The 19,924-nt window shown below is 71.7% G+C and carries 18 protein-coding genes and 1 tRNA gene; 11 read left to right on the top strand and 8 right to left on the bottom strand.

Going from position 1 to position 19,924, the window contains the following annotated elements; translation table 11 throughout:
* The first annotated feature begins 11 nt into the window (after window positions 1-11).
* From C7C46_RS11500 to aspS, 5 genes are all read left to right on the top strand, one after another.
* Window positions 12-1,253 (top strand): glycosyltransferase 87 family protein, encoded by a 1,242-nt coding sequence (locus C7C46_RS11500; protein WP_245984354.1) that lies wholly within the window; start codon window positions 12-14, stop codon window positions 1,251-1,253.
* Between the two features lie 25 nt (window positions 1,254-1,278).
* A complete protein-coding gene (locus C7C46_RS11495; protein ID WP_110668468.1) occupies window positions 1,279-2,889 on the top strand; it encodes a DUF2079 domain-containing protein in 1,611 nt (536 codons plus the stop codon).
* Between the two features lie 82 nt (window positions 2,890-2,971).
* Complete coding sequence (locus C7C46_RS11490; RefSeq protein WP_110668466.1) at window positions 2,972-3,388, top strand: MerR family transcriptional regulator; 417 nt, start codon at window positions 2,972-2,974, stop codon at window positions 3,386-3,388.
* Entirely contained in the window at window positions 3,381-3,707 is a 327-nt protein-coding gene (trxA, locus tag C7C46_RS11485) for a thioredoxin (protein ID WP_110668463.1), read from the top strand. Before C7C46_RS11490 ends, trxA begins: the two co-directional genes overlap by 8 nt.
* A 259-nt stretch (window positions 3,708-3,966) precedes the next feature.
* A complete protein-coding gene (gene aspS, locus C7C46_RS11480) occupies window positions 3,967-5,283 on the top strand; it encodes an aspartate--tRNA(Asn) ligase (protein ID WP_110668461.1) in 1,317 nt (438 codons plus the stop codon).
* Window positions 5,284-5,343: 60 nt separating this feature from the next.
* Here the strand turns inward: aspS and argS are convergent, their stop codons facing one another.
* Entirely contained in the window at window positions 5,344-7,038 is a 1,695-nt protein-coding gene (gene argS, locus C7C46_RS11475) for an arginine--tRNA ligase (RefSeq protein WP_110668460.1), read from the bottom strand.
* Between the two features lie 208 nt (window positions 7,039-7,246).
* Here argS and C7C46_RS11470 point away from each other — a divergent pair, with 208 nt between their 5' ends.
* A complete protein-coding gene (locus C7C46_RS11470; RefSeq protein WP_110668458.1) occupies window positions 7,247-8,356 on the top strand; it encodes an ADP-ribosylglycohydrolase family protein in 1,110 nt (369 codons plus the stop codon).
* 28 nt (window positions 8,357-8,384) lie between these two features.
* Here the strand turns inward: C7C46_RS11470 and C7C46_RS11465 are convergent, their stop codons facing one another.
* From C7C46_RS11465 to C7C46_RS11455, 3 genes are all read right to left on the bottom strand, one after another.
* Window positions 8,385-8,600, bottom strand: a complete 216-nt coding sequence (locus tag C7C46_RS11465) for a DUF397 domain-containing protein (protein WP_110668535.1) — start codon at window positions 8,598-8,600, stop codon at window positions 8,385-8,387.
* Window positions 8,575-9,453 (bottom strand): helix-turn-helix domain-containing protein, encoded by an 879-nt coding sequence (locus tag C7C46_RS11460; protein ID WP_110668456.1) that lies wholly within the window; start codon window positions 9,451-9,453, stop codon window positions 8,575-8,577. Before C7C46_RS11460 ends, C7C46_RS11465 begins: the two co-directional genes overlap by 26 nt.
* A 286-nt stretch (window positions 9,454-9,739) precedes the next feature.
* Complete coding sequence (locus C7C46_RS11455) at window positions 9,740-10,474, bottom strand: GOLPH3/VPS74 family protein (RefSeq protein WP_110668455.1); 735 nt, start codon at window positions 10,472-10,474, stop codon at window positions 9,740-9,742.
* A gap of 338 nt (window positions 10,475-10,812) precedes the next feature.
* Between C7C46_RS11455 and C7C46_RS11450 the strand changes: the two genes are divergently transcribed.
* The gene (locus C7C46_RS11450) at window positions 10,813-12,708 is read left to right on the top strand and encodes a D-alanyl-D-alanine carboxypeptidase family protein (RefSeq protein ID WP_110668453.1); all 1,896 of its coding nucleotides are present in this window, start codon (window positions 10,813-10,815) and stop codon (window positions 12,706-12,708) included.
* Here the strand turns inward: C7C46_RS11450 and C7C46_RS11445 are convergent.
* The gene (locus C7C46_RS11445; RefSeq protein ID WP_110668452.1) at window positions 12,692-13,576 is read right to left on the bottom strand and encodes a YhjD/YihY/BrkB family envelope integrity protein; all 885 of its coding nucleotides are present in this window, start codon (window positions 13,574-13,576) and stop codon (window positions 12,692-12,694) included. The two genes, C7C46_RS11450 and C7C46_RS11445, sit on opposite strands and share 17 nt — an antisense overlap.
* 152 nt (window positions 13,577-13,728) lie before the next feature.
* The gene (locus tag C7C46_RS11440; RefSeq protein WP_110668450.1) at window positions 13,729-14,481 is read right to left on the bottom strand and encodes a polyprenol monophosphomannose synthase; all 753 of its coding nucleotides are present in this window, start codon (window positions 14,479-14,481) and stop codon (window positions 13,729-13,731) included.
* A gap of 452 nt (window positions 14,482-14,933) precedes the next feature.
* On the opposite strand from C7C46_RS11440, the gene C7C46_RS11435 reads away from it, so the two are divergent.
* Entirely contained in the window at window positions 14,934-15,665 is a 732-nt protein-coding gene (locus C7C46_RS11435) for a hypothetical protein (protein WP_146259055.1), read from the top strand.
* Window positions 15,666-15,918: 253 nt separating this feature from the next.
* Here C7C46_RS11435 and C7C46_RS11430 read toward each other — a convergent pair whose 3' ends face one another.
* On the bottom strand, window positions 15,919-17,151 hold the full coding sequence (locus C7C46_RS11430; protein ID WP_110668446.1) for a tyrosine-type recombinase/integrase: 1,233 nt from the start codon (window positions 17,149-17,151) through the stop codon (window positions 15,919-15,921).
* Window positions 17,152-17,461: 310 nt separating this feature from the next.
* Here C7C46_RS11430 and C7C46_RS11425 point away from each other — a divergent pair.
* Window positions 17,462-17,534, top strand: a tRNA-Arg gene (locus C7C46_RS11425).
* Window positions 17,535-18,229: 695 nt separating this feature from the next.
* On the opposite strand, the gene C7C46_RS11420 is transcribed toward C7C46_RS11425, so the two are convergent.
* On the bottom strand, window positions 18,230-18,847 hold the full coding sequence (locus C7C46_RS11420; protein ID WP_110668444.1) for a helix-turn-helix domain-containing protein: 618 nt from the start codon (window positions 18,845-18,847) through the stop codon (window positions 18,230-18,232).
* Window positions 18,848-19,113: 266 nt separating this feature from the next.
* Between C7C46_RS11420 and C7C46_RS11415 the strand changes: the two genes are divergently transcribed.
* Together C7C46_RS11415 and C7C46_RS11405 are read left to right on the top strand one after the other, a co-directional pair.
* Entirely contained in the window at window positions 19,114-19,308 is a 195-nt protein-coding gene (locus C7C46_RS11415) for a helix-turn-helix transcriptional regulator (protein ID WP_110668442.1), read from the top strand.
* Window positions 19,309-19,678: 370 nt separating this feature from the next.
* Window positions 19,679-19,900, top strand: a complete 222-nt coding sequence (locus C7C46_RS11405; RefSeq protein WP_110668439.1) for a hypothetical protein — start codon at window positions 19,679-19,681, stop codon at window positions 19,898-19,900.
* Window positions 19,901-19,924: the final 24 nt, after the last annotated feature.

Raw genomic sequence — 19,924 nt, 5'->3', positions numbered from 1 at the left:
CCCCAACCGCGGTGGCCGGACTGGCTGCGCTCCTCTCGCTCGCCATTTTCGCGGTACTGCGCCACTTCCAGACGTTCTCGATGGTGGACATGCTGGTCTACCGGGCCGAGGGCGCCGCCGTCGCAGCCCACCAGGACCTCTACGGGATGCGGCTGCCGGGCTGGGACCTGCCCGCCACCTACCCGCCGTTCGCCGCGATGCTCTTCGTGCCGAGCACCTGGTTCGACGTGACCTCGCTGCGGATCATCGTCACCTTCTTCAACATCGGCCTGCTCGGCCTGCTGGCCTGGCTCTCCTTCAAGCTGGTCGGCTGGCCGCGCCGCCAGCACCGGCTGCCGGGCGCGCTGCTGGCGGCCGGGTTCGGCCCGTGGCTGGAGCCGGTCTTCACCACCATCCAGTACGGCCAGGTCAACCTGGCCATCGCCTGCCTGGTGCTGATCGACCTGACCCGCCCCGACCGCAGCCGCTCCAAGGGCATCGCGATCGGGATCGCGGCCGGCATGAAGCTGACCCCGGGGCTGTTCGCCGTCTACTTCCTGCTCACCGGCCGGATCCGGGCCGCGATGGTCTCGGCCGCCTCCTTCGCGGCCACCTTCCTGATCGGGGCCGTCGCGCTGCCCAGCGCCTCCTACGGCTTCTGGGCCAAGTACCTCTGGGACTCCAGCCGGGTCGGCCTGACCGAGCTGGTGGACAACCAGTCGCTGCGCGGCGCCACCGCCCGCCTGCTCAGCCAGCACGACCCGGGACTGCTGGCCACCGCCGCCTGCGGCCTGGCGCTGGTCGGCGGCATGGGCGTGGCCGTGTTCGCCGGGCGCTCGGCCCGGATGATGCGCCGGGCGGATGCCTGGGGCGCCGTCTGCACCGCCCTCACCGCGCTCCTGGTCTCCCCGATCAGCTGGACCCACCACTGGGTCTGGTGCGTCCCGCTGCTGATCCTGCTGGCCGCCGAGGCGGACCGGGAGTGGAGCCGGCCCAAGGGAGAGCGCGGCCGCAGCTGGCGGGTACTGCTGACGGTGACCCTGCTCTCCTTCCTCTCCTACACGATGTGGCTGGTGCCGCAGAGCGCGGGCCTGGGCATCCCGTGGAACTGGCAGGCTGCCTCCTCGGTCTACCCGATCCTCGGCGCGCTGGTCATCGCCGTGGTCGGCCGCAAGGTCCTGACGGCCCGTCGGACCGAGGCGGAGCGGACCACCCCGGCCGCACTGGAGAGCGCCGAGCGCGGCTTCTACGACGACACGTTGACCACCAGGTGAGACTGAGACTGAGACCGAGACCGAGTTGAGCACGCAGACCCAGGCCCCGACGACCGGGCCCGCCACGGCCGACACCAGCCGCGACCGCAGGGTGCCGGTGCTGTCCAGCCGCACCCGGGCGGTGCTGTTCAGCCTGCTCTGCTTCACCCTGTGCTTCGCGATCGGGCTGCAGGGCTGGACCTCGGTCCAGCTCGGCGGCTTCGACCTGGGGATCTTCGACCAGGGGATGCGCGGCTACGCGCACTTCCAGCTGCCGGTCTCGATCGTGAAGAGCTACCACCACGAGTTCCCGCCCGGCTTCTCGCTGCTCGGCGACCACTTCTCGCCGGTGCTGGCGCTGGCCGCCCCGGTCTACTGGATCTGGAACGACCCGCGCGCGCTGCTGCTCGCCCAGGCGCTGCTGTTCGCCGCCGGGGTTCCGGTGGTCCGCCGGATCACCGCGCACGCCTTCGCCGCGGCCCCGGCCGCCGTCCGGCTGCGGGCAGCCGACCTGGCCTCGCTGGTCTTCGCGCTCGGCTGGCCGCTCACCGCCTCGGCCCGCGGCGGCTTCCACGAGGGGGCCTTCGCGGTCCCGCTGACGCTGCTGATGCTGGAGCGCGGCCTGGCCCGGCGCTACGGCACGGCGGCGGTGGCGGCCCTGCTGCTCTGCTGCACCAAGGAGGACCTGGGGCTGCTGGTCGGCGCCTACGGCCTGGTGCTGCTGCTGCGCGCCCGCCGCACCGCCGACCGGGCCGGCCACCGCACCGGCCTCGTCTTCCTGCTCCTCGGCCCGACGCTGAGCATGGCCGCGGTCTCCTGGCTGATCCCGGCCATGGGCGGGCAGCCCGGCTACTACTGGAACTACCAGGAGCTCGGCCCGAACATGGGCGGCGCCGCCACCCATGTGCTCACCCACCCGTGGCTGCTGCTGACCGGCGCGTTCAACGCCCCGCTCAAGCCGCTGCTGGTGCTCTGGCTCTTCGGCACCCTCTTCCTGCTCCCGCTGCGCTCGCTCACCACGCTCTGCGCGGTGCCGCTGCTGGCCGAGCGGCTGCTCTCCACCAACCCCAACCACTGGTCGATCGCCCGGCACTACGACGCCTTCCTGTGGCCGGTCCTGCTCACCGCCTCGATCGAGGTGCTCGGCCGGCTGTACCGCCAGGAGGGCAGCCGCCGCCTGGCGCAGCGGCTCGGCCTGGCCACGGTGGCGTTCACGGTGGCCGCGGCGGTCCCGCTCGGGCTGTTCCAGCTGGTGGTGCCGACCTGGTGGCAGGCGGGCACCAGCGGGGCGGCGCTGGTCCAGGCGACCCGGCTGATCCCGACCGGCGCCACGGTGGAGGCGGACAACCAGGCGGTGCCGCGGCTCACCTCGCGCACCAAGGTGGTGCTGGTCGACCGGACCCCGCGCGGGATGGACTACGTGCTGATCCGCGCGAACCACCGGTCCTTCCCGTTCGCCACCGACACCGAGCAGGCGGCCCGCATCCAGCTGCTGCTCACCCACGGCTACCAGCAGATCTGGACCAAGGACGGGGTGGTGCTGCTGCACCGGGTCGGTGACGAGCCGATCCCGGGCGAGCACGTGCCGGGGCCGGACAGCCAGCCGGTGCAGGACGTGGTCCCGTCCGACGTGGGGCACAACCTCTTCCGCGGCTGACCCCCGACCCGCGAACGCACTGGCCTTGACGTCGGCGGCAAGGTCTACCGTCGTACCCACGCGAGCACGGGAGGTCGAGGGCATGCGGATCGGCGAGCTGGCCGAGCGGGCGGGCACCACCACCCGCACCCTGAGGTACTACGAGTCGCGCGGCCTGCTGACCGCCGGGCGCACCGGCAACGGCTACCGCGCCTACGACGAGCGGGACTTGCGGCTCGTCCGGCAGATCCGGCTGCTGCAGGACTTCGGCTTCGAGCTGGAGGACACCCGCCCGTTCGTCGAGTGCCTGCAGGCCGGCCACTCGGCCGGGGACGCCTGCCCGGCCTCGCTGGAGGTGTACCGGCGCAAGCTGGCCGAACTGGACGACTGCCTGGCCCGGCTCGGCGAGGTGCGCGAGCAGCTGACCCAGCAGTTGGCCCAGGCCGAGCTGTTGGCCGCCGCACCCGCCTCCCCGCGCTGCGAGCTGACCACCGACTGGGAGGACGAGGACCATGGCTGACAACCTTGCCGCAGTGACCGACGACACCTTCGCCGACGAGGTGCTGGGCAGTGACCTGCCGGTGCTGGTGGACTTCACCGCCGACTGGTGCCCGCCCTGCCGGATGATCGCGCCGGTGCTGGAGTCGGTGGCGGCCGAGCAGGCGCACCGGATCAAGGTGGTCACCCTGGACGTGGACCGCAACCCGCAGGTCCAGGCCAGGTACGGGGTGCTGTCGATGCCCACCCTGATCGTCTTCCGCGGCGGCGAGCCGGTGAAGTCGATGGTGGGTGCCCGGGCCAAGGCCAAGCTGCTGCGCGAGCTCGACGAGGTGCTGTAATCGCGTTGCACGTCCTACGGGTACGGCCTAACCTCGGTGCTCGACGCGACGACGGAGACGAGTAGCCGTGGGAGCACGCGAGTCCAGAGAGCCGCCGGCAGCTGGGAAGGCGGTCTCGCGCCCCGGGTGAAGACACTCCCGAGCGTCTGCACGGAAAGAGGCCGGCCCGCGAGGCGCCGGCGAAGGTGCGGTGGTACCGCGAGTCACCCTTCTCGCCCGCACTTCCAAGGGATCATTCCGAGGTCCGTGGAGGACTGCGATGATCCACCCTACTGAGCGCACCCTGGTCGGCGAGCTGCCTCCCGCCGTCGGACAGGCCGTCACGGTCTGCGGCTGGGTGCAGACTTCCCGCCTGCAGAGCACCATGCAGTTCGTCCTGGTCCGGGACCACACGGGCACCGTGCAGCTGACGTACCGGCGGGACGGCGGTGAGCTGGAGGCGGTGCTGGACGGGCTGAGCACCGAGACGGCGGTCCGGGTGACCGGGACGGTGGTGGCCAACCCCGTGGTCAAGCTGGGCGGCCTGGAGCTGGTGCCGCAGTCGGTGGAGGTGCTGGCGCGGGCCGCCGGGCCGCTGCCGGTCGACGAGCAGTCAGGGATCGAGCACCGGCTGGACTGGCGGTTCCTGGACATCCGGCGCCGCCCCGCCGCCCAGCTGCTCTTCGCCGTCCAGACCACCCTGGAGGCGGGGATGCGCGAGTACGCCCACGCGCAGGGCGCCACCGAGATGCACACGCCCAAGCTGATGGGGACGGCCTCCGAGTCCGGCGCCGAGGTGTTCAAGCTCGGCTACTTCGGCGGCGAGGCGTACCTGGCGCAGTCACCGCAGTTCTACAAGCAGATGGCGATCGCGGCCGGCATCGACCGGGTCTTCGAGATCGGGCCGGTCTTCCGGGCCGAGCCCTCCTTCACCGCCCGGCACGCGACCGAGTTCACCGGCGTCGACGTCGAACTCGCCTGGACCAGGGACGCCGAGGAGGTGCAGGCCTTCGAGGAGGCGATGATCGCGCACGCCCTGGCTCTGGTGGCCGAGCGTCACGGTGCGGCGATCCGGGCCGAGTTCGGCGTCGAGGTGGTGGTGCCCCAGCTGCCGTTCCCGCGGATCACCATGGCCGAGGCGCAGGAGCTGCTGCGCGCGCACGGCTGGGACCGGGGCGGCGAGAAGGCGGACCTGGACCCGGAGGGCGAGCGGCTGCTCTGCGCCCTGCTGGCCGAGCGGACGGGGCACGAGTTCGTCTTCGTCACCCACTACCCGTCGAGCATCCGGCCGTTCTACCACGCGCGCCCGGCGGGACAGCCGGACCTGACGCTCAGTTTCGACCTGCTGTGGAAGGGCCTGGAGGTCACCACGGGCGCCCAGCGCGAGCACCGGCACGAGGTGCTGGCGGCACAGGCGGCGGAGAAGGGCCTGGCCCTCGAGCCGCTGGCGGACTACCTGCGCTCGTTCCAGTACGGGTGCCCCCCGCACGGCGGCTTCGGGATGGGCCTGGCCCGGATGCTGATGGTGCTGCTGGGCCTGGGCTCGATCCGCGAGGCGGTCTTCCTGTTCCGCGGCCCGAACCGCCTGACGCCGTGACAGCGGTGTGGCCCTGGGCCGGCGGAACCCGCCGGCCCAGGGCCACGCCCGGTGCCTGCGCTACATCCGCTCCGGCGCCTCGATGCCCAGCAGGCCCAGGCCCCGGACCAGGGTGCGGGCGGTGAGGGTGCACAGGGCGAGCCGGTTGGCCCGCACCGCCGGGGTCCCGGCCTTCAGCACCGGGCACTGGGCGTAGAACTCGGTCAGCGCCTTGGCGAGTGCGAACAGGTACCCCGTCAGCCGGTGCGGCTCCAGGGTGTCGGCCACCTCGTCCAGGACCGCGCCGAAGCCGTCCAGGTGGAGCAGCAGGGCGCGCTCGGCGGGGGCCATCGGCGCGGCCGGGTCGACGGTCGGCTCCGCCGCGCCGGCCCGGGCCAGGATCGAGCGCACCCGGGCGTGCGCGTACTGCAGGTAGACCGCGGTGTTCCCGGCCAGCGAGGTCATCTGGTCGATGTCGAAGACGTAGTTCTTGGTCCGCGCGTTCGACAGGTCCGCGTACTTCACCGACCCGATCCCGGCCGCCCGGACCACCGCCTCGTCCACCGTCTCCCGCTCGGCCACCGCGGTGCGGGCGCCCTCGATCGCGGCGTCCAGCAGGTCGGCCAGCCGGACCGTGCCGCCGGACCGGGTCTTGAACGGCTTGCCGTCCGTCCCCAGCACCATCCCGAAGGGGACGTGCACCGCCTGGACCGAGTCCGGCAGCCAGCCCGCCAGCCGGCCCACCGCGAAGACCTGCCGGAAGTGCAGCGCCTGCCGGGCGTCCACCACGTACAGGATCCGGTCGGCTGCCAGCACCTCGACCCGGTGCCGCAGGGTGGCCAGGTCGGTGGCCGGGTAACCGTAGCCGCCGTCCTTCTTCCGCACGATCAGTGGCGCTTCGACGCCGTCGACGAAGACGCAGACCGCGCCCTCGCTCTCCACCGCGAGCCCGGCCGCCCGCAGCTCCTCGACCACGCCGTCCAGCTGGTCGTTGAACCGGGACTCGGCGTCCACGTCCGCGGGGGTGAGCAGCACGCCAAGCCGGTCGTAGAGCCGCTGGAACCCCTCGGTGGAGGCCGCGACCAGCTCCCGCCACACCGCGAGGGTGGCCGGGTCGCCGGACTGCAGGGCGACCAGCCGCCGCTGGGCCCGCTCCCGGAAGGCGGGGTCGGCGTCGAAGGCCTGCCGGCCGGCCCGGTAGAGCTCGTCCAGCTCGGCCAGCCCGATGCCGGCCGGCTGCGGGTGCTCCTCCAGGTACTGGATGAGCATGCCGAACTGGGTGCCCCAGTCGCCGAGGTGGTTCTGCCGGGCCACCTCGGAGCCCAGGTGGCCGAGCACCCGGGCCAGCGCGTCGCCGATCACGGTGGACCGCAGGTGGCCGACGTGCATCTCCTTGGCGATGTTGGGGCCGGAGTAGTCGACCACGGTCCGGGTGCCGGCCAGCGGGGTGCCGACGCCGAGCCGGTCGTCGGCCAGGCGGGCGGCCAACTGCTGCCAGAGCGCCTGCCGGCCCACGGTCAGGTTGAGGAACCCGGGCCCGGACAGTTCGGCCTCCAGCGGGCCGTCGGCCAGCTCGGCCAGCAGCCGGGCGGCCAGCTCGCGGGGCGCCAGGCCGGCCTGCTTGGCCAGCGCCAGCGCCAGGTTGGACTGGAAGTCGGCGTGCTCGCTGGGCCGGACCAGGGGGTCGCGCCCGGCAGCTCCTCGCGGCAGGACGCGGGCGGCGGCGGCCGAGATCGCGTCTTCCACGAGGCTGTGCAGAGCGGGTACCGAGGTCACGGGGTGTCCTTCCGAGGGGAACGGAGTTTCCGCGATGGTAGGAGAACCCCGGCGGCCGGGGCACCCGATTAAGCCCGGCCGACCGGGCCGGGAGGCAACAGTCTGTTGAAGATTCGGCCGTGTTCGACCGAACCGGTCGCCATCGCGAGCGGGTCGAACTACAGTGCCGCCGAACCTCGTCCGTCGTTCTTCCGAAAGGCCGCCTGCGGTGATACCCCTCTGGTCGCGTGCCCAGCAGCAGGACTACCGCAGTCGGGTGCGCGGCGCGCTGCTCGGCGGGGCGATCGGCGACGCACTGGGCGCGGGGATCGAGTTCGACCCGCTGGAGAAGATCCGCACCGACCACGGCCCGGACGGGGTCACCGGCTACGTCCCGGCCTACGGTCGGCGCGGCACCGTCACCGACGACACCCAGCTGACCCTGTTCACCGTGGACGGCCTGATCCGCGCCCACGTCCGCCAGGCGGACGGCGGCTGGCACCCGCCCACCGACGTGCACCACGCCTACCTGCGCTGGGCCGCCACCCAGCGCGACTGGGGGCCGGACGAGCGCCGCAAGGACCTCGGCTGGCTGGGCCGCGAGGAGTGGCTGTACGCCCAGCGGGCGCCCGGCTCGGCCTGCCTGTCCGGACTGTCCGGGCCGGACGCCGACCGGCTGGGCACCCTGGCGGCCCCGAAGAACCCGCACTCCAAGGGCTGCGGCACGGTGATGCGGGCCGCCCCGTTCGGGCTGCTGCTCGGCTGGGAGCCCGCCCTGGTGCTGCAGCTGGCGGTCGAGTGCTCGGTGCTGACCCACGGTCACCCCACCGGCTACCTGGCGGCCGGTGCCTTCGCGGTGATCGTGCACACCGTGGTGCGCGGCGGCACCGTCGAAGAGGGGGTGGAGCTGGCGCTCGCGCTGCTGGCCGACCGGGACGGGCACGAGGAGACGGCGGCGGCATTGCGGGCGGCGCTGGCCGCGGTGCGGGCCGGCGAGCCGTCACCGGAGCGGGTGGCCGGCCTGGGCGAGGGTTGGGTGGCCGAGGAGGCGCTGGCGATCGGGGTCTACTGCGCGCTGGTGGCCGAGGACGTCCGGGCGGGGCTGCTGCTGGCGGTCAACCACTCCGGGGACAGCGACTCCACCGGGACGGTCTGCGGCAGTCTGCTGGGCGCGCTGCACGGGGAGACGGCGCTGCCCGCCGAGTGGCTGGCCGAACTGGAGGGGCGCGGCACCATCCTGCAGCTGGCCGACGACCTGGTGCTGGAGCTGAGCCACGGCGCCGAGCTGCACGGCCCGGCCGCCGGGCCCGCCTGGCGCGAGCGCTACCCGGTCGGGTAGGCCCTGGGCACCAGACGGGTGGGGCCGGTCAGCCGGTGCTGCCCAGACCTCCGCCGCCCGCGGCGGCGGCGAAGGCCAGCCAGGCCGCGGGGGAGAAGGCCAGCCGCGGACCCGCCGGGTCCTTGGAGTCCCGCACGGCCACGACCGAGGAGCCGGGCCGGGCGACCTCGACACAGTTGCCGTTCGGCCCACTGTGACTGCTCTTGCGCCAACCGGCTTCAGCGCTCAGGGCCTTGGTTCGCATTCTCGTACGCCTCCGCATAAGTGGTGATCAGCGACCGGGACTCGGCGACTCCGAAGGCCGCCGCACGCAGGTGGTCGTAGAGACCGGTATAGCGGCGGACGTCGTTCTCCTTCTCCAGGTAGAGGTCGCTCGTCACTCCTTCGAAGTAGACGACCGTGGAATCGGCTGACTCCGGGAACTCCAGCAGGGAGAATGTCCCGGTCATGCCGGGGTGGGCACCGTACTGGAACGGGATCACCTGGATGTTGACGTTGGCCTGCTCGCTCACCTCGAGCAGCCGGCGCAGCTGAGCCCCCATCACCTGCGGGCCGCCCACCTCGCGGGAGAGCACCGCCTCGTCTATCACGGACCAGAAGCTGGACAGCTGGTCCTCGCCGGTGAGCCGGCCCTGCCGCTTCATCCGGACCTCGACCCGGTTGCGGATCGCGTCCTGCCCGGTGTCCGGCTGGGTGCCGTTCAGCACCGCCTCGGCGTACTCGCGGGTCTGCAGCAGGCCCGGCACGAAGGAGGACTCGTAGCTGCGGATCGAGAAGGCCGCCGCCTCCAGGCCGATGTAGACGCTGTACGGGATGTCGCCGAACTCGTTCCACCAGCCGCGCAGCTTGGACTCGCGGGCCATCTCCATCAGGCTCTCGCGCATCCGCGGGTCGGTCACCTCGTAGAGGTCGCACAGGTCGCGCACGTCCCGCGGGCTGATGCTGCGGCGGCCGTTCTCCAGTCGGCTGATCTTCGACTGGGAGACCATCAGGCGCTCCGCGACGTCCTCGGCGGTCATGCCGCGCTGCTCGCGGAGGTGGCGCAGCTCCGCGCCCAACCGGCGGCGGCGGACGGTGGGATTGATGCTGGCGGACACGGCTGACCTCCGGCGTACCTCGGTGGTGGGAACCTCGGGCAGGGTCGGTCGTGCAGGACCGGCTCCCCAGGCTCCCGGCTCCCAGCAGCATGCCAGCTGGGCCGGTCCGCCCGCCCGGGAATGTGCCGACGACAGGTCAACTCCGGCATATTCCAGCGCGAACGGGGGCGGACGTGGTAGTGCACGCCGGTAGTGCGGCGGGGCGGTCGCTCCGTACTGCGGAGCGACCGCCCCGTGGGCAGTGCTGCGGACCAGCCGGTCCGGCCGGGGCCGGACCGGCGCCGGGTCAGTGGACGCCGACCCGACTGGGTGCCTCGGCCTGGGGGCGACCGCGCAGTGCCGGTTCGCCGCCGTGCCGGGGGGCCGGGGCGCGCCCGGCGGTGCGGTTCTGCTGGGCCGGCAGGCCGTTCTGCACGTCCATGACGGCGTGCGCGACCATCCCGCCGAGCGGGTCGTAGCGGATCAGGTCGCGCAGTCGCGACCTTGAGGACCGGCCCTCGTTTCCGGGGTACAAGTGCTTGCCCAGGCCGACGGCGTGCGCCAGTGCGGCCAGTGCGGCCGTTCTGGGGTCCGGCGGCACACCGGTGCGGATGGCCGTGTCGAGACGCTGCTTGATGGCCGCGTTCGTACAGTCGTCCGACGCCTGGTACCGCGTTGTCGGCAGGACCCCGCACACCTGACCGGCGACGGCCGCCACCATGCCGCACCGTTCCAGGTGCGCCAGGTAGGTCTGCCGCAGCCCCAGTCGGGGCCCGCCGATCCAGTGCGCCGCACGCACCGGGCTGCCGCGACGGCGCAGCAGTTCCAGCGCGTGGTCCAGGGTGGGGTCGCCGGTCGGCCGTGGCAGCACCACGGCGATCCGGTCCCCGTCCGGGACGATCCGTCCGGCCAGGGACAGCTCGACGAGCTGTGCCCCGGCGAGTCCGAGGTCGAGGGTCTGCGGCTGCGCGGTGGTACCCGTGGTCGGGTCCAAGGCGAGCAGCAAAAGTTCCTCGGGAATTGTTCTACGGCTCTTGCCCATCCAAGCCTCCCCGCGTGGATGAAAGACAGCGTGACGCCTCTCACACGGACTTGTCGAGTACGCCTCCGAATCGTGACCTTGAGGCGGGAACTCCTGTCCGTCCCGCCAATTGCGGGGAACCGTGCGTCGGCGGCGGTACGTCTGTGCTCCCGACGGGGCGGATGCGGGGAATAACCGCCGGTCGGACGGGGTGTGGCGGACCGGGATCCGGGCGTCGTGGCGGAGACTGTAACGGGTGCCCGACCGGCGGCCCTGGGCCGCCGGCCCGCTCGTGACAACCGGGCGGCGGTGTACGAGCGATGACGAACGAGCGAAGACGAACGAGGAGGTCGGGAGACGTGGGCGAGGCCCCGGAGCAGAAGCAGGGTCCGGAGGAGTCCGGGGCGGCGGCGGGCGACGGGGCGAAGGGCGGGTCCACCGTCCAGCTGCGTGTCCAGAGTGCGGACAACCTGACCACCTTCCTGCGGATGCCGGATCCCGAGGGGGAGCCGGAGTCGGCGGCGGGAGCGGAGGAGTCGCCGGTCGTGGATCCGCGTCTCGCGATCCGGGACGACAGGGTGTCGGACAGCGAGACGGGTGACGGGCCGCCGGCCGAGGCGGCGTCACCGGCTGCGGCGGCTGCGGAGGTTGAGCCGGCGTCAGCCGAGCGGGCGCCGGTCGACCCGGTCGCGCCGCGGTCCGCGGTGGCGGCGGAGCCCGCCGCGCTCCCGGAGCCGGAGCCGGAGCCGGAGCCGGAACCGGAACCGGAATCCGAGCCGGCGCCGGCGGCGGCCCCCGTGCCCTCGTTCGACCTCGGGCCCTCGCTCGAGCGTGAGCCCTCGCTGGACCGGACGCCCTCGCTGGACCGGACGCCCGAGTTCGCCCGCGAGCCGGTGCTGGTCGGCGCCCTCGCCCCGGCCGCCCCCGCCGGCCCGCCCGCCACGCCGCCGGCCCCCGAGCCGCCCCCGGTGCTGTTCCCGGAGAACACCCACGAGGCCATCGAGGCGCTGGCCCAGCTCAGCGCCCGGCCGCCGTCCAAGGTCCGCCGCGCCGCCAAGCGGGCGCTGACCTGGAGCCTGCTGCTCGCCCTGCTGGTCGGCGTGCTGGTCGCGGCCCAGCTGCTGCGCCCGCTGCCCGGGCCGCGGGTCAGGCTGACCGCCGCCGACTCCTTCACCTTCGGCGGCCAGCCGGCCGTCCTGCCGCTGCCCGCCAAGGGCCAGGCCGCGGTGGAGGCGGTGGGCCTGGGCAGCATGGGCAGCTCCGGTCCGGAGACCCCGGTGCCGATCGCCTCGGTCACCAAGGTGATGAACGCCTACCTGATCCTCAAGGCCCACCCGCTGCGCAAGGGCGAGTCCGGCCCCACCCTCACGGTGGACAAGGCCGCCGCCCAGGAGTCCGGCGACGCCGACCAGTCCACCGCCAAGGTGGTGGAGGGCCAGCAGATCAGCGAGTACGAGGCGCTGGAGATGCTGATGCTGCCCAGCGCCAACAACATCGCCCGGCTGCTGGCGCGCTGGGACTCCGGCTCGGAGGACGCCTTCGTCAAGCGGATGAACGAGCAGGCCGCCGCCTTCGGCATGACCCACACCAGCTACGCCGACCCGGCCGGCTACAACGCCGGCACCAAGAGCACCGCCAAGGACCAGCTCAAGCTGGCCGAGCAGGTGATGCAGGACGAGATCTTCCGGCAGATCGTGGCCGAGCCCTCCGCGCTGATCGCCGGCACGAAGATCTCCAACACCAACTACCTGCTCTCCGGCAACCACGGCGTGATCGGCACCAAGACCGGCTCCAGCTCGCCGGCGGGCAGCTGCCTGATGTGGGCCGCCGTCAAGGACGTCGGCGGCGCCCAGCAACTGCTGCTCGGCGTCACCCTGGGCCAGCAGCCCGGTGGCGGGGACGACCTGCTGCGGGCCGCCCAGAGCGTCAGCCTGCGGGTCATCACGGCCGCGCAGGGCGCGGTGGCCGGCCAGACCCTGGCCAAGCAGGGCGAGGTGGTCGGCCACCTGGACGACGGCCTGGGCGGCCAGGTCCCGCTGGTGGCGGCGAAGGACCTGACGGTCCCGGGCATCGCCGGCACCAGGGTGCAGCTGAGCCTGCAGCAGGCCGGCCCGATCGGGCACAGCGCCGCGGCCGGCACCCAGGTCGGCACCCTGGTGGCGGGCAGCGGCCCGAACCAGGTGGAGGTACCGGTCACCGTGCAGCGCGACCTGGCCCCGCCGTCCATCCTGTCCAGGCTCACCCGTCTGGGCTGAGCCCCGGCTTCGTGGGCCCGGCCGGCGGCGGCCCGAGCAGTCGGGCCACCGTCGGCTCCTCGGCCACCACCCGGCCGAGCACCAGCGCGAAGGTGAGCACCGCGAAACCGGCGATCAGCCAGGAGAGCAGCGTGAAGACCACGCCCAGCGGCCCGAACTGGGCGATGCTGCGGGCCACCGCCCGCGGCAGGTAGACCTGGCCGGCCGTGCCGAGTCCGGTCATCGCCACCCCCGCAAGCAGCGCGCCCGGCAGCAGCGGCGCCCAGGCCAGCCGGCCGCCGAGCAGCAGGTGCTGGGTCCACCACCAGAGCAGCGTGCTCACCAGGAAGGTCAGCGGCACTCCCAGCCACCAGCCGAGGCCGAAGCCGCCGCGGATCGTCCCGGCCAGCACCAGGTAGCCGAGCCAGACCCCCAGCCAGACCAGCCAGCGCCAGGCCGCCACCGTGGCCTTCCCCTTGGGCAGCTCCCAGGCCCGCTCGCAGACCCGTTGCAGTGCCCTGGCCAGCGCGGTCGCCGAGAGCAGCGTGACCAGCGCGCCGACCACCCCGAAGGAGTTCGCCTCCTCGCCCTGGTGACTGGCCAGCAGCTGCTGCACCTGCTGCTGCGCCTCGCCGCTCAGCCCCAGCTGGTGGTGCAGGCTGCGGACCATGCCCTCGCGCACCGCGGCGGGCGCCACCACCGAGAGCACCAGCAGCGCGGGCAGTGCGGTCAGGAACGCCTGGGCGGCCAGCCGGGTCGCGTTGTCCAGCACGTTCACCCGCAGCAGCTGGGCCAGCGCCCGGGCCAGCAGCGGCACCTGACCCGGCAGCTGCTCGGCCCGCTCGCGCAGCTCCTGGCCGCGCTCGCGGGCCCTGGACCACCGCCCCACGCCGACTCCCTCTGCCGCCCACCGGTGCTCACATGCTCACCCGGGCCGCGGAGCCGCGCACCCGGGGCGCCGCCGACCGGGCCCCGGCCCGGGCAACGACGAAGCGGCCGGCCCCCACCCGGGGACCGGCCGCCGCACTGCTGTCCTGGCTGCTACTTCTTCTTGCCCAGGCGGGCCTGGACGCCCCAGACGGTGACCCGCCAGAGCGCCTCGAAGACGATGTTGCGGCTCATCTTGGAAGCGCCGTGCTCGCGCTCCACGAAGGTGATCGGGACCTCGGCGACCTTGAAGCCGGCCCGGACCGAGCGGAACGCCAGGTCGACCTGGAAGCAGTAGCCGGCCGAGGCCACCTCGTCCATGCCCAGGCCCAGCAGGGTCTCCTTGCGGAAGGCCCGGTAGCCGCCGGTGACGTCCCGGATCGGCACGCCCAGCATCAGGCGCGAGTAGGTCGAGCCGCCGCGGGAGAGGAAGAGGCGGGACTTGGGCCAGTTGACCACCTTGCCGCCCGGCACCCAGCGCGAGCCCAGCACCAGGTCGGCGCCGCGCAGCGCGGTCAGCAGGCGGTGCAGCTCCTCCGGCTGGTGCGAGCCGTCGGCGTCCATCTCGACCAGCACGTCGTAGCCGTTGTCGATGCCCCAGCGGAAACCGGCCAGGTAGGCGGCCCCGAGGCCTTCCTTGCCCTTGCGGTGCATGACGTGGACGTTGCCGTCCTGCTCGGCGATCTTGTCGGCCATCTCGCCGGTGCCGTCCGGGCTGTTGTCGTCCGCGACCAGGACGTGCACCTCGGGAACGGCAGCCCGGACCCGGGAGACGATCCGTTCGACGTTCTCGGCCTCGTTGTAGGTCGGGATGATGACCAGCACCTTGCCGAGGTCGGCGAAGGAGTGCTCCTGGGGCGCAGTCACGTACGAGCCTTTCGGGGGTTTCGAACCGCGGCCACTGCAGAATCGCGGTGTCCGGTGACTCTGCCGATGGTAGCGACCCGAAGCGGCTGTCCGGTAACCCGGCCCGGCGTCGGGGCAGGGTACCGGATCGTTCGGAGGGCCGGGAGCAGGCTCCCCGGGAACGACCTGATCCGGCCTCCGTTCGCCGGACACCGGATCCGAACACCCCGTCAACCCGCTGCCCGGCCGGTTCGACCCGACCGGGCCGGTACCGCACCGCCGCCGAACGTCCACCAGGTGTCCACCTGCTGCCCACCGGCCCCCGACCGGCCGCCGACCGCGACTGTGCGCCGTGCCCTCCTGCCCGATTACGATCGCTGCCTGACCAGCCGATGACAGCCGTTGGCCTGGTCATCGCGGAGCGCGGCCGGATACCGTCCAGGCGTCCAGGCACGCGGGTGGAAGGGGTCCTGGTGCACAGGTGGATACGTCGCGGCGTCAGCGCGGTGCTCGGCGGCGCCGCGGTGGTGGCGACGGTGGCGAGCACCGCGGACCTGGGACGCCGCGGGCCGACCCGGTCCGGCGCCGCGGCCACGGCGGTGATCGGGGCGGGCCGCACACCGCTGCAGCCGGCCCCGGTGGCTCCTGACGCCCCGTCCGAACAGGACCCGCGCCTGCTGTCGGCGGGCGACCTGCCGCTGCTGGTCGACGGCACCGACAGCTGGCAGGAGGACGCCAGCTACAGCGGCTACGGGCTCGCCTCCGACCTGCCCTGCCTGCGCCGGCCGCTGGACGACCTGGGCGCCCGCTCACAGGCCTACCGGACCTACCGCCAGGCCACCCACCCCGGCGGCAAGTTCGTCTTCTACTACGCCGCCGAGCTGCTCGCCGACTTCGCCACCCCCGCCGCCGCCAACGAGGCCGCCGCCCGCCTCGACACCTGGATCGGCCAGTGCGCCCAGGACAACGTCCTGCCGGCCGCCAGCGTCGTCTCCCGCGGCCCGGGCCAGTGGTCCATCACCAACAACGCCTCCGGCCCCGACCGCAACAGCAAACTCCCGGCCGGCTCCCGCGCCGAGGGCGAGTTCGCCGTCCAGACGAAGGGCAGCACCGTCTGCATCCTCTACGTGGGCGCCGAGACCGCCGGCGACCTCCCCTGGGACCGCATGAAGCAGGCCGCGGCCAAGGCAGTGGCGAAGCTCTAGCGCGGCCCCGGCACCGCTTCGGGGCAGCGCGCTTCGGGTGCAGGCAGCGCAGCGACGGCATCGGCTAGGCTGTCACCCGTCGTGTCGGCCCCAGTAGCTCAGGGGATAGAGCACAGCTCTCCTAAAGCCTGTGTCATGCGGCCCCAGGAGCCTCCCCGGCCAGAGAACGTGCAGGTCAGAGGCCACGTAACGCGCAGTTACCACCACCAGAGCGCTCAGCGCCCGGATTTCGCCCGGATGACAACGAGAGAGATCAGGCCGCCTGTTCGAGTTCGGCGAGTTCGGCCGCCAGCCTTGCCGCCTCCGCGGCAGCCTCTTCGGCGCGCTTCCGCGCCTGGGCGAGAAGGGTCCTCCTCTGCTCGTCCATGCGGTCGGCAACCTCGTCCAGGCTGTCCGGCCAAAGGTGCCCGTAGACGTCCAACGTCATCGTGGCGGTCTTGTGGCCGAGCATCGTCTGCACGATCTTCGGGTTGGCGCCGCTGGCGATGGCGAGGGAAGCCGCGGTGTGCCGGAGCTTGTGCGGAGTGATCCCCATGCCGTCCAGGCCGGCTGTGGTGATCGCCTTGTTGAAGTTGCGGCGGACGAAGTTCCTGACCATCACGGTGCCGCCGCGTGGAGCGGTGAACAGAAGCTCCTCGCCATCTCGCCCCTCCACGAGGGCTGTCAGCTCCTTGGCGAGGAATGCCGGAATGGGCACCGTACGGCTTGCGTGGGTCTTGGTTGTGCTCAGGTAGAGCTCATGGTCGTATGCCCAGGCTTCCGAGATTCGGACTCGTCTCGCGGCCAGGTCAACCCGCTTGATGCGGATCGCCGTCGCTTCGCCCCAGCGCACGCCCGTGTATGCGAGGAAGAGGACCAGCAGCCGGTATTCGCCAGCAGCATTGGCCAGAGCCTCCACCTGAAGGTTGTCCAGGTACACGTGCTCTTTCGGCTGGTGCTTCGGCAGCGGCACGCCGATCGCAGGGTTGAAGGCGATCCTGTTCGACCGGACCGCGTACCCGAGGACGCTCTTCAGTACGAGGTGGATCTTCTTCAAGGCAGCCGGGCTGAGCGGCTTCTCCGCCTCCGTGGACTCCTTGAGCAGCTGAGACATCCACTGAGCGATGTCGTCAAACTGTATGCGGGAGACAGGAGTTGTACCCCATCGCGGGAGGACGTGCTTGTCCAGGACCCCCCGGTAGCGCGCACGGGTGGAGCGCGCCCAGTTGATCTGAGCGGTGTACCAGTCCTCTGCCACTGCGGCGACGGTCGCGCGGCCGGCAGCGGGGTCGCGGTAGCTGCCATCGCCAAGTCGCTTGGCGATCTCGTCTCGGTAGTCGTCGGCCATGCCCTTCTTGCGGAAGGTCTTCTGGCGTTCGTTGTTGCCTTGGTCATACCAGCGGACGCGGTAGCGCCCCGGACCCTGCTGCTTGTTCTTCTTGGCCTTCTCCAGCGCCTCTCTGTAGTCGGGCTGGTCGTTGCGGTCTTCGATCCATACGCGGGCCATGGGCTGCACCTTGCTTTGATATGTACATGACAGAGAATTGGATGACCCTCTTGCCAGGTGCGGCGGGGGAGCAGCGTGCTGCCCCGTCCTGGCAAGGGGGGTGGTTATGTGCTCAGTGCGGCGGATGCATCATCAGACACCGCACCTCTGTACTGCTTGGCACTGCTGCGCCAGCGGGCATCCGGGGTGATTGGCGCCCACCTCGGTAACTCTCGTCCAAGGCTGCCGCCGCAACCGGTAGCATGGCCCGAGGGCGACCGCATGCGGACGCGTCCATGCTTCGCGCCTGTCTCGCAGGGCGAAGGTGCAAGCGCCCGTAGCTCAGGGGATAGAGCGTTCGCCTCCTAAGCGAAGGGTCGCAGGTTCGAATCCTGCCGGGCGCACAGCGGTACTGAGGGCTGGGCCGGTCAACCTCCAGAGGTAGTCGGCCTGGCTTTGTAAGGCGGCTCCCATCACCTGGTTCAGGCCAGGGGGAACGGCAAACTGCCTGGCCAGATGCCCTCCTGTCGATACGACGGGGGGCCTTTGCCGTTGCAGCACACATCGGGCCGCAGGGGCGCGCAGTGACACCGGACCCTCGACATTCGCTCGCGTGATCGTGATGGCAAGCCTGGTTCCGAGATGCGGCAGCGTGTAGGTCGAGCGGCCAACCGGCTGGGGAGCTGCGGCGGTCCGAGCCGGGGGGGCATCACCGGGATTGTGGACCAGGGGTCAATGAGGCGGTTGAGCGACAACGGCACCCAGTTGTGGGTGATGTCGTCTTGCGTGGCCTGCACGAGGAGCCGGGTGGGCAGGCTCAAGCTTCGGAGAGAGCCTGTCTCGTCGCGCCAGCGGACGCGGTAGCGGGCCGGCGGTGTGCGGCCAACTGCACGAGCGCGCGTGACGGCCAGCTGGTAATCCGCGTGCTTAGCGCGGTCCTCGGTTCGAGCGGGGAGCATGATCTTCTGCCAATCGTTGAATCGTGCATGCCATTTCGTGTCCTCTTCTCTGCCCGTGCGGGTGCGGGACCGCTTGGTCTCGCAATCGGGTTCGCTGAACTGGCGTCGCGGCCGTGCCGGACGCCGGGGTGACGCAGGGCCTACTTGGGGCCGGTCTCGCCCGGCCTGAGTAGGGCGGCAAGTTCCTCCGGGCTCGCGCCCGATTGAACCGCAGCGTTGATCTTCTCCAGAGTCGCTGCCATCTCCGAGTTGAAGGACTCCGACAAGGCGGCGGCCCTGTCCTGGAGCACCGAGCGGGTGAGGTCGGCGATGGCCTGCTGGCCTTCGTCGGCCGGCATCCGCTGGAGGGCCGCTGAGTAGAACTGCCGGGAGTCGCTCTGGGGCAAAGCTGTCTGCCCGCGGAACCACTCCAGTAGCAACTCACTGTCGCTGAAGGCCAATTCGGGAGTCAGCTGAAGCTTCGTCCCCGGCTCGGCGCTGTCGGGCAGGCCCAGCAGGTGGATCGGCGAAATATCCAATACCACTGCCAGAACCACGAGTTCGTCGATCGACAACTCACGCCGTCGAACGCCGTCCGAGTCCCTCCTGCCGGTTTCGATGTTGGCCAGCACGGCGGCTGTCAGCTTGACCGCGCCGGCCGCGCCACAGGCATCGGCCAGTTGCTTGCTGGTCCACCCGCGTCGAGTTCTGGCTTCCCGCAGTCGGACTGCTGCCGCATCGCTCACCGACAGTGTCAGTGGAGCTGAGCCGCTGGACATCTGCCCTCCTTGCTTGTCGTATCGGCGACTCTACCCATCGTCTCTCGATTGTGCAATCGACAGCCGCAAGCTCCCGCTCACGCGCCGATTCGACAGGCAGTGACCGCCATGCCTCTGCGGAATGCCATCTCTGGCGCAATGCTTGTCGAAATGACAAGTAATGAAGTCATATTGACAAGCTGGCCCGGTCTGGCCGATGCTCATCTCGGTTGTTCAAACGACAGCATAAGTTGTCGAAACGACGAACGCGATGAATGTGAGTACTCATGAGTACGGACAGGTTGTGGACCTTGCAGGAGCTCGCGAAGTTCCTGGGCGTGCCGACGCAGTCGATCTACCAGATGAACTGGAAGGGGACCGGCCCGCGCTCCTACAAGGTGGGCAGGCACCGGCGGTACGACCCGCGCGATGTGCAGCAGTGGCTGGAAACCCGATCCTCCGACGCGGGGAGCGGGCGATGAAGCGGCTGAGCAGCGTGACCCGCCGCCCCTGGTGGTCAGTGGACGAGGCGGCCTCCTACCTCGCTATCACGACCTCGGACCTGCGGGAACTGGGTGCCGCCGGCGTCGGCCCTAGGTACACCGAGGACTTCCGTGGGATGCGGTGCTACCGGCCGTCCGACGTCCGGCTCTGGGCCTCGACCGGCCTGGTGCGCGACAGCCGCGGATGGAACGGGGAAGCGCTATGACCCGACACCGGGAGACCAGCCCCCCAGCTCGACGGCCGACGGGCCTCGGCGGACGACCGTTGCCGCCTCGCCCTCCGTGACGGGATGCCGCTCGCCCCGACAGCACAGCCCCGATGCCGCCACCGCAGTCGCAGGAGATCACCATGAACAGCTTCACCCATGACCGCTACGCCGAGCAGCCGCCCTCCACCTGGGTCGGTCGGCAGTGGAACTCGACCACCCGGGACAGCTCCGGCCGGTATCTGCTCGGCCTCATCCTGGATGTGCGCCCCGGAGGCGTTCGCGTCCAGTGGCCGCCCTCGGGCGGTCGGGCAGCCGCCACAGAGTGGATTGCCACGGACAGAGGGACGCTCGCCAGAGAGTAAGCAGACAGAAGGCCGGGGGCCTCA

It is taken from the genome of Streptomyces tateyamensis (assembly GCF_003205575.1).
GTDB classification, from domain to species: domain Bacteria; phylum Actinomycetota; class Actinomycetes; order Streptomycetales; family Streptomycetaceae; genus Kitasatospora; species Kitasatospora tateyamensis.
This window is presented reverse-complemented; position numbering and strand designations above follow the sequence as displayed.

Excerpts from the sequence above, each read along its gene's own strand:
- C7C46_RS11490 (WP_110668466.1), top strand. The coding sequence starts at position 2,972 with ATGCGGATCGGCGAGCTGGCCGAGCGGGCGGGCACCACCACCCGCACC.
- C7C46_RS11465 (WP_110668535.1), bottom strand. The coding sequence starts at position 8,600 with ATGCGAACCAAGGCCCTGAGCGCTGAAGCCGGTTGGCGCAAGAGCAGT.
- aspS (WP_110668461.1), top strand. The coding sequence starts at position 3,967 with ATGATCCACCCTACTGAGCGCACCCTGGTCGGCGAGCTGCCTCCCGCC.
- C7C46_RS11405 (WP_110668439.1), top strand. The coding sequence starts at position 19,679 with ATGAACAGCTTCACCCATGACCGCTACGCCGAGCAGCCGCCCTCCACC.
- C7C46_RS11455 (WP_110668455.1), bottom strand. The coding sequence starts at position 10,474 with ATGGGCAAGAGCCGTAGAACAATTCCCGAGGAACTTTTGCTGCTCGCC.
- trxA (WP_110668463.1), top strand. The coding sequence starts at position 3,381 with ATGGCTGACAACCTTGCCGCAGTGACCGACGACACCTTCGCCGACGAG.
- C7C46_RS11420 (WP_110668444.1), bottom strand. The coding sequence starts at position 18,847 with ATGTCCAGCGGCTCAGCTCCACTGACACTGTCGGTGAGCGATGCGGCA.
- C7C46_RS11430 (WP_110668446.1), bottom strand. The coding sequence starts at position 17,151 with ATGGCCCGCGTATGGATCGAAGACCGCAACGACCAGCCCGACTACAGA.
- C7C46_RS11415 (WP_110668442.1), top strand. The coding sequence starts at position 19,114 with ATGAGTACGGACAGGTTGTGGACCTTGCAGGAGCTCGCGAAGTTCCTG.